The sequence below is a fragment of the Streptomyces sp. NBC_00459 genome (genome assembly GCF_036013955.1).
Lineage (GTDB): Bacteria > Actinomycetota > Actinomycetes > Streptomycetales > Streptomycetaceae > Streptomyces.
The window spans coordinates 9,455,999-9,471,759 of sequence record NZ_CP107903.1 but is presented as its reverse complement, the minus strand read 5'-3'; the positions used below and the strand labels follow the sequence as shown (position 1 = coordinate 9,471,759).

General features: G+C 67.8%; 18 protein-coding genes. 16 read left to right on the top strand and 2 right to left on the bottom strand.

From position 1 onward, the window contains the following. Nucleotides 1–35: 35 nt before the first annotated feature. The 7 genes from OHN74_RS41465 to OHN74_RS41440 all read left to right on the top strand — a co-directional run bounded on the left by OHN74_RS41465 (nucleotide 36) and on the right by OHN74_RS41440 (nucleotide 6,533). Nucleotides 36–863 carry an NAD(P)-dependent oxidoreductase gene (locus OHN74_RS41465; RefSeq protein ID WP_327699724.1) on the top strand — a complete coding sequence of 276 codons (828 nt, stop codon included), beginning with the start codon at nucleotides 36–38 and terminating at the stop codon, nucleotides 861–863. Between the two features lie 159 nt (nucleotides 864–1,022). Continuing rightward, nucleotides 1,023–1,370: a DUF1330 domain-containing protein gene (locus tag OHN74_RS41460; RefSeq protein WP_327699723.1), complete on the top strand. Its 348-nt coding sequence runs from the start codon at nucleotides 1,023–1,025 to the stop codon at nucleotides 1,368–1,370. A 102-nt stretch (nucleotides 1,371–1,472) separates the two neighbouring features. Next, complete coding sequence (ligA, locus tag OHN74_RS41455) at nucleotides 1,473–3,569, top strand: NAD-dependent DNA ligase LigA (RefSeq protein WP_443060524.1); 2,097 nt, start codon at nucleotides 1,473–1,475, stop codon at nucleotides 3,567–3,569. A gap of 287 nt (nucleotides 3,570–3,856) precedes the next feature. Further along, nucleotides 3,857–4,315, top strand: coding sequence for a pyridoxamine 5'-phosphate oxidase family protein (locus OHN74_RS41450; protein ID WP_327699721.1), 459 nt, complete (start codon nucleotides 3,857–3,859; stop codon nucleotides 4,313–4,315). Nucleotides 4,316–4,403: 88 nt separating this feature from the next. After that, nucleotides 4,404–4,895 (top strand): nitroreductase family deazaflavin-dependent oxidoreductase, encoded by a 492-nt coding sequence (locus OHN74_RS41445; protein WP_327699720.1) that lies wholly within the window; start codon nucleotides 4,404–4,406, stop codon nucleotides 4,893–4,895. Then, nucleotides 4,892–5,215, top strand: coding sequence for an aldo/keto reductase (locus OHN74_RS43000; protein ID WP_443060523.1), 324 nt, complete (start codon nucleotides 4,892–4,894; stop codon nucleotides 5,213–5,215). Before OHN74_RS41445 ends, OHN74_RS43000 begins: the two co-directional genes overlap by 4 nt. A 124-nt stretch (nucleotides 5,216–5,339) precedes the next feature. Continuing rightward, nucleotides 5,340–6,533 (top strand): phospholipase D-like domain-containing protein, encoded by a 1,194-nt coding sequence (locus OHN74_RS41440; RefSeq protein ID WP_443060591.1) that lies wholly within the window; start codon nucleotides 5,340–5,342, stop codon nucleotides 6,531–6,533. Between the two features lie 222 nt (nucleotides 6,534–6,755). Here OHN74_RS41440 and OHN74_RS41435 read toward each other — a convergent pair whose 3' ends face one another. Next, complete coding sequence (locus OHN74_RS41435) at nucleotides 6,756–6,926, bottom strand: hydrophobic protein (protein ID WP_189149125.1); 171 nt, start codon at nucleotides 6,924–6,926, stop codon at nucleotides 6,756–6,758. 140 nt (nucleotides 6,927–7,066) lie between these two features. Between OHN74_RS41435 and OHN74_RS41430 the strand changes: the two genes are divergently transcribed. Both OHN74_RS41430 and OHN74_RS41425 read left to right on the top strand, forming a co-directional pair. Further along, nucleotides 7,067–7,240 carry a CsbD family protein gene (locus OHN74_RS41430; RefSeq protein ID WP_327699718.1) on the top strand — a complete coding sequence of 58 codons (174 nt, stop codon included), beginning with the start codon at nucleotides 7,067–7,069 and terminating at the stop codon, nucleotides 7,238–7,240. Nucleotides 7,241–7,413: 173 nt separating this feature from the next. After that, a complete protein-coding gene (locus OHN74_RS41425) occupies nucleotides 7,414–8,265 on the top strand; it encodes a YihY/virulence factor BrkB family protein (RefSeq protein ID WP_327699717.1) in 852 nt (283 codons plus the stop codon). A gap of 119 nt (nucleotides 8,266–8,384) precedes the next feature. Here the strand turns inward: OHN74_RS41425 and OHN74_RS41420 are convergent, their stop codons facing one another. After that, on the bottom strand, nucleotides 8,385–9,224 hold the full coding sequence (locus OHN74_RS41420; RefSeq protein ID WP_327699716.1) for an RNA polymerase sigma factor SigF: 840 nt from the start codon (nucleotides 9,222–9,224) through the stop codon (nucleotides 8,385–8,387). Nucleotides 9,225–9,651: 427 nt separating this feature from the next. Between OHN74_RS41420 and OHN74_RS41415 the strand changes: the two genes are divergently transcribed. The 7 genes from OHN74_RS41415 to OHN74_RS41385 all read left to right on the top strand — a co-directional run bounded on the left by OHN74_RS41415 (nucleotide 9,652) and on the right by OHN74_RS41385 (nucleotide 15,742). Beyond that, on the top strand, nucleotides 9,652–10,479 hold the full coding sequence (locus tag OHN74_RS41415; RefSeq protein ID WP_327699715.1) for an MHYT domain-containing protein: 828 nt from the start codon (nucleotides 9,652–9,654) through the stop codon (nucleotides 10,477–10,479). Between the two features lie 491 nt (nucleotides 10,480–10,970). After that, nucleotides 10,971–12,509 (top strand): transcriptional regulator, encoded by a 1,539-nt coding sequence (locus OHN74_RS41410; RefSeq protein WP_327699714.1) that lies wholly within the window; start codon nucleotides 10,971–10,973, stop codon nucleotides 12,507–12,509. Between the two features lie 94 nt (nucleotides 12,510–12,603). Further along, nucleotides 12,604–13,077: a helix-turn-helix domain-containing protein gene (locus OHN74_RS41405; protein ID WP_327699713.1), complete on the top strand. Its 474-nt coding sequence runs from the start codon at nucleotides 12,604–12,606 to the stop codon at nucleotides 13,075–13,077. Nucleotides 13,078–13,263: 186 nt separating this feature from the next. Next, a complete protein-coding gene (locus OHN74_RS41400; protein WP_327699712.1) occupies nucleotides 13,264–13,482 on the top strand; it encodes a hypothetical protein in 219 nt (72 codons plus the stop codon). A 63-nt stretch (nucleotides 13,483–13,545) separates the two neighbouring features. Further along, a complete protein-coding gene (locus OHN74_RS41395) occupies nucleotides 13,546–14,439 on the top strand; it encodes an IS982 family transposase (RefSeq protein WP_327694926.1) in 894 nt (297 codons plus the stop codon). A 53-nt stretch (nucleotides 14,440–14,492) separates the two neighbouring features. Next, nucleotides 14,493–14,957 carry a ParA family protein gene (locus OHN74_RS41390; RefSeq protein ID WP_327699711.1) on the top strand — a complete coding sequence of 155 codons (465 nt, stop codon included), beginning with the start codon at nucleotides 14,493–14,495 and terminating at the stop codon, nucleotides 14,955–14,957. Then, a complete protein-coding gene (locus tag OHN74_RS41385) occupies nucleotides 14,954–15,742 on the top strand; it encodes a hypothetical protein (protein WP_327699710.1) in 789 nt (262 codons plus the stop codon). Before OHN74_RS41390 ends, OHN74_RS41385 begins: the two co-directional genes overlap by 4 nt. Nucleotides 15,743–15,761 lie beyond the last annotated feature (19 nt).

Genomic DNA, 15,761 nt, shown 5'->3' with positions numbered 1-15,761 from the left:
GGCAACGATATTGTCGCCAATTCTGGGGAGTGTCGATGACTTCCACCACCGTCAAGAACCCGCGCATCGCGGTACTCGGTCTGGGAGAGGCGGGCGGCGTCATCGCGACAGACCTCGTCACCGCGGGCGTGTACGTGCGCGGGTACGACCCCAGGATCGCGGCACCGCCGGGAGTAGTGGACACCGGCAGTGAGGCGGAAGCGGTCACGGGCAGCGATCTCGTCCTCAGTGTCAACAGTGCTTCCGACGCCGAGGACGCCCTCCGGGCGGGTCTGACGAGCGTGTCTCCCGGCTGCCTCTGGGCCGACCTCAACACCGCGTCGCCCGCGTTGAAGCGACACCTCGGCGAGATCGCCGGGGCGACCGGCATCGAATTCGCCGACGTGTCCTTGATGGCGACCGTGCCCGGCAGGGGTCTACGGACACCCATGCTCGTCTCCGGCGTCGGGGCGGGCCGCTACGCCGCGACGCTCAGCCTCCTGTGCGCGAACGTGGACGTGGACGTGGACGTACTCGACGGACCGGCCGGCCTGGCAGCCGAACGCAAGCTGTTGCGCAGCGTGTTCTACAAGGGCCTGGCGGCGGCCGTGGTCGAGGCTCTCGACGCGGCGCGGGCCGCGGGCTGCGAGGACTGGCTGCGGCAGGCCATCTCCGAGGAACTGACCCATACGGACGCCACCACCCTGGACCGGCTGGTCCGGGGCAGCCACCTGCACGCCGTACGCCGGACCGCCGAAATGCAGGCCGCCGCCGACATGCTCGGTGACCTCGATGTGCCCCCGCTGATCGCCACGGCCAGCAGAGACCTGCTGCATCGACTGTCCCGCCGGGATGAACACACGGAGCGACGCCTCTCTCCGTGACACGCCGGGCCGAGAGCACTCCGGCTCGACGGAGCCGTGCGGTGGGCCTGTTACGGCCCGCCCCTCGGACACAGGCGAGCGATAGGCTCGTCGTGCGTGCCTTGTTCGGCAGTGGCCCGACGCAGTGAGACCGACAATGGGACCAATGGGAAGGACACCATGCCCGCCTACGCCATAGCTCATCTGCAAGCCGCCGCCCCGCATCCGGACATCGCCGAGTACGTCGAGCGCGTCCCCGCCACCTTCGAGCCGTACGGCGGACGCTTCCTCGTGCATTTCGCACAGCACGAGGTGAAGGAAGGCAGCTGGCCCGGCAACGTCGTGGTGATCGGCTTTCCCGGGATCACCGAGGCTCGGACATGGTGGGACTCACCCGCGTACCAGGAGATCGCACCCCTGCGCTCACGGCACATCCAGGGCGACATCATCCTGGTCGAGGGCGTCCCCGAAGGCTACGACCCGACCGGCCCCGCCAAGGCCCTGCGGGAAGCCCTGAGCACCGAGTAGCCCACGCGTTGCTGACGGAACTCCGCCCGCCGCGGCCCCCTTGCCCCAGCGCACCGCCGATGCCGCGGACGGCTGGAGGCGTTGTCAGTGGTGGCAGGCAGGATGACGGGTATGACAACACCAGCTGCAGTGATCGTGGATGCCGCCGCCTACGCGCAGGCTGTCGAGGACGCGACCAAGGCGTCGGCCGCCTACTACACGGGCGGCACCTCCGTGCTCGACGACGACGCCTACGACCGGCTGGTGCGCGGCATCGCGGCGTGGGAGGCCGGTCATCCCGACCAGGTGCTGCCCGAATCACCGACGGGGAAGGTAGCCGGCGGCGCCGTGGACGGGGATGTCCCGCACACGGTCGCGATGCTGAGTCTGGACAACGTGTTCTCGCCCGATGAGTTCACCGCCTGGACGACGTCGCTGGCCCGGCGTATCGGCCGCGACGTCACCCGCTTCAGCGTCGAGCCGAAGCTCGACGGTCTCGCGATCGCCGCCCGCTACACCAGAGGCCGCCTCACCCGGCTGATCACGCGGGGCGACGGTACGGCCGGGGAGGACGTCTCGCACGCCATCGGCACCATCGAAGGCCTGCCCGCGGAGCTCGCCGAACCCGTGACGGTGGAGGTGCGCGGCGAAGTTCTCATGACCACCGCCCAGTTCGAGTACGCGAACACCGCGCGGACGGCACACGGCGGGCCGCCGTTCGCCAACCCGCGCGGCGCCTCGGCAGGCACCCTGCGCGCCAGGGACCGCGCGTACACCGTGCCCATGACGTTCTTCGGATACGGACTGCTCCCCGTGCCCGGAACCGAGACCGCGCAGGCCGGGCGGCTGGCCGAGCTCGCGCACAGCGACCTCATGACGCTGGCCGGCGAGCTCGGGGTGAACACCACCGCGACCACCGCCGTGCCCGGCGTCACCGCCGACACCGTCGAGCAGGTTCTGGCCCGCGTCAGAGAAATCGCCGCGCTGCGGGCGGAGTTGCCGTTCGGGATCGACGGGATCGTCATCAAGGCCGACCTCGCCGCCGACCAGCAGGCCGCCGGATCGGGATCGAGGGCCCCGCGTTGGGCGATCGCCTACAAGCTCCCGGCCGTGGAGAAGATCACTCGGCTGCTGGCGGTGGAGTGGAACGTGGGTCGCACCGGGATCATCGCGCCGCGCGGCGTGCTGGAGCCGGTCGAGATCGACGGCGCCACCATCACCTACGCCACACTGCACAACCCCGGTGACATCACCCGGCGTGACCTGCGTCTGGGCGACCACGTCATGGTCCACCGCGCCGGCGATGTCATCCCCCGCGTCGAAGCCCCGGTCGCCCATCTGCGCACCGGAGACGAGCAGCCCATCGTCTTCCCCGAGGTGTGTCCGCAGTGCGGAGCCGGCATCGACACCAGCGAGCAGCGCTGGCGGTGCGAGAACGGCCGTAACTGCCATCTGGTGGCCGCCCTCTCCTACGCCGCCGGGCGCGACCAGCTCGACATCGAAGGCCTGGGCCACACCCGCGTGGTCCAGCTCGTCGACGCCGGTCTGGTGAAGGATCTCGCCGACCTGTTCGGCCTCACCCGGGAGCAGTTGCTGGGCCTGGAGAGAATGGGTGAGACGAGTACGGACAATCTCGTCGCCGCGATCGGCGCGGCGAAGGGACAGCCGCTGTCACGGGTGCTGTGCGCGCTCGGGGTACGTGGCACCGGCCGCTCCATGTCCCGCCGTATCGCCCGGTACTTCGCCACCATGGACAACATCCGCGCCGCAGACGCCGACGCGATGCGGCAGGTCGAGGGCATCGGCACCGAGAAGGCCCCCTCCATCGTCGCCGAACTCGCCGAACTCGCCCCGCTCATCGACAAGCTCGCCGCGGCCGGAGTGAACATGACCGAGCCCGGCGCCACCCCACCCGCCGCCACGGTCGATGGTGCCGACGGCCTCGCGGAGGCCGCTGAGCCGACGGGTGGGCCCCTGACCGGGATGTCGGTCGTGGTGACCGGAGCGATGACCGGCGTACTGGAGAAGCTCAGCCGCAACCAGATGAACGAACTCGTCGAACGGGCCGGGGGCCGCTCCTCCTCCAGCGTCTCGAAGAAGACAAGCCTGGTCGTCGCCGGTGAGGGTGCCGGATCCAAACGCGCCAAGGCAGAAACCCTCGGTATCCGGCTGGCTACCCCGGAGGAATTCGCCGCCCTCGTCACCGACTACGTCGACTGACCGCGCTCCCGGCGTCTCACGGCGCGCCGGCTCACACGGAGACGTGGTGCCAACGCCGGTACACCCAGAGGCAGTTGACCCTACTGAAGCCCATGGAGCGCCTCTCGCGCGAGGCGCCCACCCTCCACGCGCCACCACCGCACCCCGCCCCGGCTGGTCTCCCCCGTCCAGCCGGGGCTTCGTGCTTCCTCGACCATTGCAGGCTCATCGAAAATGACCCATGATTCTGACGCTACGTCAGATTCATCCTCCTCCCTGGCACCGACGCAAGAGAAGAGAGGCCTCTCATGGCTGCGACTCAGCGCAGGAGCCGGAGAATCATGATGACGCCGGAGGAGCTGGACGAGTTCCTCGCCACCCAACGCATGTGCCGCGTCGCCACCGTCTCGCACGACGGCGCTCCGCATGTCAGTGCCCTCTGGTTCGCATGGGACGGCACCTCGTTGTGGCTGTACTCCATCGTGCGCAGCAAGCGCTGGGCCGATCTACGCCACGACCCGCGTGTCGCTGTCGTCGTCGACTCGGGCGAGGGGTACGACGAACTGCGCGGGGTCGAGCTGTCAGGCGCCGTGGAGTTCGTGGGCGAGATCCCCCGCACCGGAGAACCGTGCGCTGAACTCGGCGCGTCGGAAGCGTTGTTCGCCCGCAAGAACTTCGGTCTGGAGGCAATGCCGCACGACGGCCGGCATGCGTGGATCCGCCTGACACCTACGAAGACCGTTTCCTGGGACTTCCGTAAGCTGTAATGCCACTCGCTCCACAATCCCGACCGGGTACAGCTTGGCACTCGGCCAACCGCAGCGAACCGGTCACTGGCCCGATCGGAGGCGTTCCGTGTCACACCAGCGTCCACGGCCCAAGCAACTGGACTCCCCGCTGCTGCCGAGACTCTTCAAGTACATGGCCAAGGTCCAGGTGTGGTGCTACCGACGCACCCGTGGCCGGCTCGGCGGGACGTGGCGCATGGCCGCCGGCTTCCGCAAGCCCGCGCCTGTACTGCTCCTCGACCATCGCGGTCGTAAGTCCGGCAGGCTCTACACCACGCCGCTGCTCTACATGGCCGATGGGCCGGACACTGTTGTCGTGGCCTCCCAGGGCGGTCTCCCCAAGAACCCTCAGTGGTACGCCAACCTGCGCTCCCACCCCGACACCCATGTGCAGATCCGCGCCGAGCGGAGACCTGTTCGCGCCCGGACCGCGGATGCGCGGGAACGCTCGCGTCTCTGGCCTCTGCTGTTGGAGGTCTACGCCGACTTCGAGTTGTACCAGGCATGGACCGAACGCGAGATCCCGGTGGTGATCCTCCAACCCCGCACCGCTGAATGAGAGCCTCCGCGAGGAGCTCGTACCGTGAAGGCGTGATTCGGGTCGGCCTCTGTCGCCTGCACCGCGCCGACGCCCCATACTTCATCGGAGAAAGCGTCTCAGCTCTCGACCGAATGCGGAGAGAAGAGAAGATCGAGCGGATCGGACTTTCGAACGTCACCGCGTCGCAAATCGTGAAAGCCCGTTCCATCACTTCGGTCGACGCCGTACAGAATCGCCAAGGCGCAGCCCACACGGAATCCGCTGATGCGTTGCGCCTGTACGAGAGACAGTCCGTTCCCTTCTTCTCGCACGTTCCGTGTGCGGCAGCCCGTTTGTGACGGCCCGGTCCGGACAGACGGCTGGAGTACCGCGGCGTCGGCCTGGAACGTGGTTCTTCGGGCTCGCGCCGCAGCCCTTCCGTCCTCATGGTCCAGTGGGAGATTCGGCGTGACACTCGGCGGCATACCTGCACCCCCTGCTCGCGGCACCGCGCCCGACGCAGCAGCACGCAAACGGCGCCTACGCCGTCGCCTGGAGCGACTGATCGGCGTGGCCGCCACCGAAGGCAATGAGCTGTTGCCCCTGCGCAACGGAGACGAGATCTTCCCCGCGATGCTCGGTGCGATCCGTTCGGCTCAGCACACCATCGACATGATGACGTTCGTGTACTGGCGGGGACAGATCGCCCACGACTTCGCCGCCGCGCTGGCCGATCGCGCCCGCGCGGGGGTGCGTGTACGACTGCTGCTCGACGGCTTCGGGGCCAAGAGGATCGAGCGGCGTCTACTGGACCTCATGAGCACCGCGGGAGTGGATGTCGCCTGGTTCCGCAAACCCGCCTGGCTGTCGCCGTTCAAGCAGAACCACCGCTGCCACCGCAAGGCCCTCATCGTCGACGAGCACACCGCCTTCACCGGCGGCGTCGGCATCGCGGAGGAATGGTGCGGCAATGCGCGCAACCCCGCCGAGTGGCGGGACACCCATGTCCGGGTACGCGGTCCCGCCGTCGACGGCATCGCGGCCGCGTTCGCGCAGAACTGGGCGGAGTGCCACGACGAACTCTTCGACGACCGTGACCGCTTCACGGAACACCAGCAGGCCGGCTCGTCGGTGGTACAGGTCGTTCGCGGCTCGGCGAGCATCGGCTGGCAGGACATGCAGACCCTCATGCGCGTCGTGCTCGGCTCCGCCGAGGAGAGTTTCCGGCTGGCCACCGCCTACTTCGCCCCTGACCCCTATTTCGTCGACCTGCTGTGCGAAACAGCCCGGCGCGGCGTTCGTGTCGAGATCCTGTTGCCCGGGCCTCACACCGATCAGCGCGCCTGCCAGCTCGCCGGTCAGCACCACTACACGTGTCTGTTGCAGGCAGGCGTGCACATCCGTCAGTACCAGCCGACCATGATGCACGCCAAGATCGTCACCGTGGACTCGGTCGCCTCTCTCATCGGTTCCACCAATTTCAACCGTCGGTCCATGGACCACGACGAAGAGGTGATGCTCGCCGTGCTGGACGAGGAGTTCACCGCCGAACTCGAACGGGATTACGAGGCAGACCTCAAGCACAGCGTGGACATCGACATCACTCGATGGAGACGCCGAACCATGCTGCAACGCGTGAAGGAAGCCGCAGTCAAACCGATCCGGCGCTTCCTGTGAGCGTGCGGAGCCTTCTCCTGACGCCGTGACCGTGCCCGGCTGGGCGCACGAACGGCGGTGGGGCCGGGGACGGGTACACGGCAGGAGGTCGCACGGGTTCGCTTTCTCCTCGCCGTTCCGCCCGCGCGTCCGGCATACGATCCGCCCGCACGTCCGGCATACGACGGGGCCCGGCCGATGGATCGGCCGGGCCCCGGGACGCATCCGCGCGTACGGATCAGGTCACCATCGGTACCAGCGACCTCGGCCGCCACCCGCGGTGCTGGAGCGCATGACGAAGCCGAGAAGCCACAGCACCAGGACGGCGACGGCGACCCACCAGAGAATCTTGACGGCGAAGCCGACACCGAACAGGAGCAGGGCGAGAAGCAGAACAATCAGCAGGGGAACCATTTTTATCAACCTCCTGCGTCTTCGGCTTCCCTGCAATTCGGCGCTCATTCACCGAGGAGGTCCTGTTTATGACGAGAACGCCGGGGCACTAGCGAAGTTACCGCGACCGCGGCACACGATCCAGCAGGAGGTTCTTTTCCATGACTGCCGGCGAAAAGGCCAAGGCAAAGATCGAGCAGGCCGAGGGAAAGGCCGAGAAAGTCGTGGGAAGTGCCATCGGTAACGAACGCATGGTGGCCGAGGGGCAGGCAGCAAAGAGCACGGGTGTTGCCCGTGAGGCCAAGGAAAAGATGAAGGACATCTTCAAGCGCTGACCGCGCCTGCTCCACCGAGAACCGTGAAAGGGGCCTGCCCGGTGCAACTCCGGGAAGGCCCCTTTTCGGGGATGTCGCCCACAGGTGCGGAAACCTGATGCACACGGTCGGTGGGCGACGCGCGAAGTGCTGGACGAGGTGACCCGAGGTCGGAGGGCAGGAGCATCCGCGCTATGGATGATGCAGACGGTCATACGGCTCGATGGTGGGTGGCGTTGCGCCGCACGCCGGTGGCCGTGTGGAACGACGACGTCACGGACTGGGCCGCCGCACTGACCTATTACGCGGTACTGGCCGTGTTCCCGTTGCTGCTGGTGGTCCTCTCGATCCTCGGTCTGGCCATGCCCACGGCCAAGCCGGAGGTCATCGACCGTATGACCCAAGCCGTCCCGGTCGAGTCCCGCGCTCTGCTGCGCAGCACCCTGCGGGAGATGGCAGGGCAGTCCTCGGCGGCATGGACGTTGATCTTTGTCGGAGGAACCGGAGCCCTGTGGTCGGGATGGAGCTATCTGAGCGTCTTCCGCCGGGCGATGTACGCCATGCACCGCATCGACGCGGACAGGCCGGTCTGGCGTACCGCTCCGCGCATCCTCGTGACGGCCCTGGTCCTGGTCACCCTGCTCCTCACGTCGACCCTCGCGCTGCTGCTCACGGGCAGCCTGGCCCGGCGTCTGAGCGGGGCGCTGGATCTGGGTACCGAACTCCAGTCCGCGTGGGACACACTGCGGTGGTCGGTCATAGCCGTGGTCGCCGTCACCCTGGTGCTCGTGCTGTACCGTTCGGGCCCATCACTGGCTCGCCCTGTCAGCCGGATGGCACCCGGCGGCACATTGGCGGTGATCCTTCTGCTCGCAGTCTCTCTCGGCTTCGCCCTCTACACGTCGCACGTCAGCACCTACGACCGTCTGTACGGCTCGCTGGCCGGCATCGTGGTCTTCCTGGTCTGGCTGTGGCTGTCCAACCTGGCGCTGCTTGTCGGCGCCCAGTTCAACGCGGAGTTGGCCAAGCCATCGCAGAGGAAATGATCCGGTCTTCCCCCCACCTCACCGCCGTCTCACTGCCGGTGGACCTCCCGTTGTCTCCGGCGGCCCCCACGACTGCGGGATCCCGCCCGGCCGGCAGGATCCCGCGGAGTCACCGATCGTCAGTGGGTGCTGAGCATGCCTTCGCGCAGTCGGGCCAGGAGGCGTGTGATGAGCCGCGAGACATGCATCTGGGAGACACCGAGGCGTTCGCCGATCTGGGCCTGGGTGAGTTCGTCGACGAAGCGCCAGTGGATGATCTGCCGGTCGCGTTCGTTCAGTTCGGCGATCATCGGTGCGAGCGCGTGGAAGTCCTCGACCAGTCCGAGGGCCGCGTCCTCGTCTCCGATGAAGTCCGCCAGCGCGGCCTCGCCGTCCTCGCCGCCGCCGATCGCCGCGTCGAGGGAGGCCGACCGGTACCCGTTGGAGGCCAGTTGGGCCTCGACGACCTCCTCCACCGGAAGGCACATCAGCTCGGACAGTTCACCGATCGTCGGTGTCCGACCCAGCCGGGTGTGCAGTTCCTCGTTGGCGCGCGCCAGTTGGACGCGGGCCTCCTGCAGACGCCGGGGCACATGGACGGCCCAGGAGGTGTCGCGGAAGAACCGCTTGATCTCGCCGACGATGTACGGGACGGCGAACGAGGCGAACTCCACCTCACGGGACAGTTCGAAGCGGTCGATCGCCTTGATCAGGCCGATCATCCCGACCTGGACGATGTCCTCCATCTCCTCCGGACCGCGGCTGCGGAACCGGCCGGCCGCGTAGCGGACGAGGGACATGTTCATCTCGATCAGCGTGTTGCGCGCGTACTGGTATTCGGGCGTGCCCTCCTCCAGCACCGCCAGCTGGCTGAAGAACACCTTTGACAACTCCCGCGCGTCCTTCGGCGCGACCTTGGACGGGTCTGCGATCTCGGGGACGTCCACCCTCTGCTCGGCGGTCTGCACGGTCGTCGTCATGATGCGCCCTTCCCGGTCGATCGGTCTCGTCTCGGCCGGCCCTTCGACCGACACGCTCGCGTGTACCCCGGTCGCCGTGCCGCATTCCTCGAACCTTCGAATTCTTCGGTTTCCGCCCTCCGCCCTCCGCCGTACGGCCCGGCCCTCACTCGCTCCACAACGCTGAACGGGCTGCTTTGAGACGAAGGATGGTGATGTATCGATTCTCCGAAGGATTGCGCTCAATGTGAAGGAGGTGTGTGCTTGATGTGGTTGAATGATGCATAACTTGGCCAGATGGCTTGATCTGATTGCCCGGCCGTCCTTGCCCTGTTTCTGCGGCAGGACTGCCGTGCGCCGTGGTCATGACCGCCCGAGGCCGGGCGGGCGCGTGCGTCACTCCGAGTCGACGGTGCCGTCTGCCCTCGCGCACGTGAAGGGAACTCCCATGACCGCAACCGTCTCCAACTTCCACTACGGTGCCGTGACCCCCGTGGCCGCCTACCTGATGGCCTGTCTCGGCGCGGCACTTGGGCTGCGGTGCACGACACGGTCGCTGCGCCGCCCCCACCGCAGAGCCGGCTGGCTGGCGTTGGGTGCCGTGGCGATCGGCTGCGGCATCTGGACCATGCACTTCATCGCCATGATCGGTTTCAGCGTCCAGGGCGCTCTGGTCAGCTACGACCCGACGAAGACGCTCCTCAGCCTCGGGGTCGCGATCGCCGTCGTCGCGGTCGGCGTCTTCCTCGTCGGCTATCGGGGCGGCTCAGCGGTGAACCTGGGTGTGGCGGGCACGGTCACCGGGATCGGAGTCGCCGCCATGCACTACCTCGGCATGGCCGCCATCCACACCACCGGCGGCCTGCACTACGACACCTGGACCGTGGCCCTGTCCGTCGTGATCGCCGTCGCCGCAGCCACTGCGGCGCTCTGGGCGGCGGTCTCCATCCACAAGCTCTGGGCGAGCCTTGGCGCGAGTCTGGTCATGGGGGTGGCCGTGACCGGTATGCACTACACCGGTATGGCCGCGGTCTCCGTCCACCTCACCGGCCAGTCCGCCGTCTCACAGTCGTCCACCAGCCTGTTGTCGTTCCTCCTGGCCATGCTCGCCGGCCCGCTCACCGTGCTCCTGATCGCCGGCGCGATCGTCATGTTCGACCCCGACATGATGCTCGGCGACGACGAATGGGACCGGCCGGCGTACCCGCCCCACGGCACTGGGTCCGACTTCCCCGCACACCGGCCCGCACAGCCGTCACAGCCGTACAGCTCCTGAGGGCCGATCCTCACCGCTCCGCGGCCATGGTCCACGCAGCCACACGCTGCCCCGTGAGGACCCCGGCAGGCTCACCCGGCAGGACTCCGCCCGACTCGGGCTGTACCGCGGGCATTTCTGACGCACCTTCCTGACCTGCGCTTTTGTGAGCCGTATCGGTTGTGACCTGCTAGGTCGAGTTGCAGAGGCGATCGGAGGCAGTCAGAGGAAACCGCTCGGATTCGACCCGGGTTCGACCCGGGCCGCTCAGAGGCAGTCAGAGGCAGCGATCTCTGCAACTGGCCTTTTAGAGGCCCGAGTTGACGGGTGCGGATCATGGGTGGCGACCCTGACGAGAGCTCTGATTTGTCTTCGGTCGAGCCGTGATGGAGATGCCCGCCTTCCATCGGAGCCAGGTGTAATAAAGCCTCCAGGACCGGAAATCCTGGAGGCTTCGCTGGCACCGATTGGAGGTCGGTTCCGGACTCCACCCGTGGTTTTAGCGGGCCTGGGTGGCGTCTCTGTCCTTGCGGGACGGCTCCACAGTGGCACACAGCACCCACCACACCGACTCACACCGACGGCTTCTTCACCCGCACGAGCGACTGGGCCTTCACCGGCTGCCCTGGTCTGCGGCTGACCTGATCCTGCTCGAGGACCTCACCGGCCGCTATGCGGCGAGCAGCTACAGCAGGCTCAGCTCCGATCGCCGGACCCTTGTCCTGCGCGAGGACCGCCAGGGTGCGGCCGAGCACGGTCACCGAGTCACCGCGGCCATTGCCTGCCACGTGGCCCGCGCCGGCGGAAGCGTGGACGAGTTGGCGCAGTTGCTGCTGTACCCCGAGCACGAGGGTGGCCAGCACGCACGGCACATCGCGGTCCGCTCGGGTCAGTCGCGGGCTCTGGACTACATACGCCGGGTGTGGGCCAGCGCCTCAGATGCCGTCAGCGACACGAGAGTGCTGGAGTCTCGCCACCATGCGCACGAGGTCCTCGCCGCGCTGCGCGACAGGATCGAGACGACGCCCTGGCGCGGGGAACGGGGCCGGACCGCGCTGCGGGTACTCCGGGCCCATCTTGACTTCGCCGAGATCGCGGGCGGCCCTCTGCACCAGGCCAGCGAGCGGCAGACCGCGGAGGAGGCAGGAATCTCGCGGACGACCCTCCGGGTCGTCTATGAGACCGTCCTCAAACCGCGAGGCTGGCTCCGACGCCTGCGAGTAGGACATGGCCGCGAGGGTTCGACCTGGTACCTCGACGACGGCAGGACCGCCCGCGACGGCATTCCCGCTCCGCGGTCTCATTTCCGGACCACTCAGTACCCCCCCGACCCGGCACTTGAGGACTGGCCCACCCCTGAGACAGATCTGTCGGCCGACATCGACTCCAGCGTCATCGGCCGTCTGATGGGCCACGTTGCCTTCGCCCACCACGGTCTGGGCAGCGCCGCACTCTTGATCATCGGCGCGCTGCATGCCCGCCCCGCGCAGACGGTCGGTGAACTTGTCGGTTCGTCCTCAGTCTCCCGCGCCACGGCCTACCGCACTTTGCGACGCCTGGCCGACCTCGGCCTCGTCCACCACAACGGTGAGACCTGGGCCCTCGCACCCGGCGCCTTGGAGGGCTACGGGAGCAGCACTCCGGCGTCTGTGGACGCCGAGGGTGCCGAGCCGGCGCAGGGGTGGGATTCCGTTGCGCAGCGGCATGAAACCACGGGCGTCGCGGCCCGGCGTAAGGCGCTTCACGCTACGGAGCGCGCGGCGTATCGCAAGGTGCTGGAGCGGCTGTCGGAGCACCGCAGCAAGGCTGTGGTGATCGTCCGCGAAGGGTGGCAGGTCCTTGTCCCCGCACCCCGACCCGATGAGGTCACATCCGCCTTGCAAGCCAAGGACGGATGCGTCCTGGATCCGGTCACCGGACAGCCCGCTCCGGACTGGCGGATCGCGACCGACGGCCGCCTGATCCTCATCACGCCTGCCGACCAGCGCAGTTACGACGACCTGGCCGCCGCACATGCCGAAGCCCTCAGCAAATGGGAGTCCGCAGCATGAACCCACACGCCCCGAAACCACCCCTGCCGGTGACCCGCCGACCCCGAAGTCCCTTCGTCAACGGTACGAGTCAGGTGCCAAGGTCGAGGAACTCATGACTGCCAGCGGCCTGTCGTACGGCACGCTCCTCAACCGGCTACGCGAGGCCGGGACCGTGATGCGCACCTCGTGGCAGACCCGCCGGATGCGAGCGGACCCCGCAGCGCGCCGTCGTCTCGCAGCCCACCTGCGCGCCCTCTACGAGCAGCACGGCGCGACCCTCACCGAACTTGCCTCAGCCGCAGGAGAGACGAGGACCGTAGCGCGAGGCCTGCTCATCGAGGCTGGCGGCACCGTGCGCACCACCCAGCAGACGAGGCGGATCCACACTGCGGCGCGCGCCGTCAAGCGGCAGAAGCTCGCGCTGTCTCTGCGGGCACGGTACGAGGCCGGTGCCACCGTGCCCGCGCTCGCCGAGGAGTGCAACTACTCGACTGCGATGGTCTACCGGCTCCTGCGTCAGGCAGGCACCCCCATGAGGCCCCAGCACCGGCATGGCCCGGCAGCACAGACCTGGAAGCGGCCATGAACGCCCTGCCACATGCTCCCTGCGCAGAGGCGCGCCTCAAGGAATCACCCGCCCATCATCCGAGCCGGAGCTTCGCGCCGAGGGCGCCTCCTTCGTCCCCGCTCGCAACACGCGAGGGCCGTGTCGACGCCGTCGGCAACCTGCCCAAGACCAAAGCCCATTGAAGTTTGAGGAGATCAAGTACACGTGAACGAGAACGCCCGTCTCAAGACTCTGGCCGCGGCCACAGCGAGCGCGTGGGACGCGTTTGTCATCGTCGTCGGCATGCTCAAGGGCGGCACTGGCAAGACGACCTCGGCCTGGTTCATCGCCCTCTACTACGCAGTCGTCCTCGGCCTGCCCGCCCTGCTGCTGGACGCCGACGCGACGAGCCAGTCCGCCTACGACTGGTTCAAGGTCGCCTAGACGAGTCATTCCGAATGCTGACGGTGTGTCCGGGAACGCAGACAGGGCGTCCAAGATCGTTGTGTGACGAACAACCTGGACGCCCTGCTGACCGCACTGTACGTGAAGATCGACGACGAGATCGGGGGTACCCGGTGGCTGGGCCGGCCGCCGCGGCTGACGGATTCCGAGCTTGTCTGCCTCGCTGTCGCGCAGGCGTTGCTGGGCTTCACCTCGGAGTCGCGGTGGCTGCGGTTCGTGGACTCCCGCCTGGGCGGGATGTTCCCGTACGTGCCCAGGCAGCCGGGCTGGAACAAGCGGCTGCGGGCTGCGTTGCCGTTGGTCAAGAAGGCGATACGGCTGCTGGCCGTCGATACGGACTTCTGGTTCGACAACCACTGGATCGTCGACTCGACGCCGGTGGAGTGCGGTCGCTCGCGTCCGACGGTGAAGCGGTCGGACATGGCCGGCTGGGCCGGATACGGGTACTGCGCCAGTCACAGCCGGTTCTTCTGGGGCCTGCGCCTGTTCCTGGTGTGCACCCCGACCGGGATGCCGATCCTGTGGGCTCTGGCGACCCCGAAGTTGGATGAGCGCGAGGTACTGACCGCGATGCTCGACCGCGAACCCGAGACGGTCACGAACCGGCCGGGGCTGCTGGTGATCTCCGACAAGGGTTTCGCTTCCAGGGAGTTCGAGGCCGATCTGGCCCTGAGGGGCGCTGAGTTGCTGCGGCCGTCGTTCAAGCGCGAGAAGAAACGCAAGGGCGAGTCCCTGCTGAAGTCGGTGCGGCAGTTGATCGAGTCGGTCAACGACACCCTCAAGGGCCAGCTCGACCTGGAACAGCACGGCGGCCGGACCTTCGAAGGCGTCGCCGTCCGCGTCGCCCAGCGCGTCCTCGCGATGGCTGCTGCGATCTGGCACAACCACAAGACCGGCCAGCCGGTCCTACGATCCCTCATCGCCTACGACCACTGATCACATCGGAATGACTCGTCTAGGCCGCAGACTACGAGATCCCGGCCAACCTGGTGGTCGAGCGGTACCCGTTCGACGACATCGCCGAGTACATCCGTACCAAGCGCGCCGAGTTCGGCGCGATCGTGGTCGATGCCGGCGGCAGCAGCGCCAAGTTGTTCCACGAGGCCGTCACCGAGGCGAACCTGCTGCTCGTGCCGGTCGCCCCCACCAAGATCGAGCGCCGCAAGCTCGTGGCCACCTTCGACGAGGCCGAGCGCGCCGCCACCCGCAATGAGCACGGCGTCACCGCCCACGTCGTGATGGTCAAAGCCGACGACCGCACCAGCCTGCCCAGCCGGGCAAAGGACCAGCTCCTCGACCCCGCCCAGGGCGAGGGCATCGGCCCGGACCGCAACGAGGCGTTCCCGCTCGCCGAGACCACCATCCACTCCTGGGTGCACTACATGGAGGCCTTCGGCGAGATCCCGACCGAACTGAGCGAGTATGCCGAGTTGATGAAGGAGCTTGCGGCATGACCGAGCGCATGAAGCCCCCAGCCCGCCGCACGGGCGGTCGAACGCTGGGAGGTGCCAAGAAGGAGGCCCCGCCGCCCCCTCCCCCAGCCGCCGAGCTCACCCCCGAGCAGTTCGCCGCTGAACAGGCCGCGGCCCAGGTCCTGAGCCCGGCCGTCGTTGAGCCCAGGACGCAATCTACGGATGGCGCCATTGCCCACGAGCAGCAGGCGCCAGCCCAGGACACGACCATGTCCGCCTCCGCGGTGCCGCCAACCCAACAGGCAGGAGAGGTGGACAAAGCCGCATCTACTTACGGGCAGTCACCGCAGATCCACGTCGAGTCCTCACCTGCGATGCGATTGGCATCGGCCGTCGTCCCACAACAGACGCCCCAAGTAGCCCGCAACGGCCCGCTGTCGGAAGGCGACGCACCTGTGAACCCTGCTCAGGGAGCTGAGATGGCCGTGCGCCAGGCAGTTCTGTCTCCGACCGGCGGTACGGCGTTCCCGACGAGGGGCGGAACGCCGGGTCCGCGATACGAGCAGCACACCGGCCCGGACACGGCGCCCAGTGACGGCACCTCGTGGACGCAGGGATCGGGACGTCCGAAGGACATCCCGGAGGCGGCGGTCGTCCTCAACCAGCGCATCATTGCGCGCGAGAGCCTCGACGCCTCGGTTCCCGCCGCGCTCAGGTTGAAGAGGCGGATCAAGCGCTTCGCGCTCGACAACGAACTCGATCACCTGCCCATCGGCGACATCGTCTCCGTCGCGCTAGACGACTGGTTGACCGTCCGCGGGTTCTGACACCCGGAGCTGGGTGGCC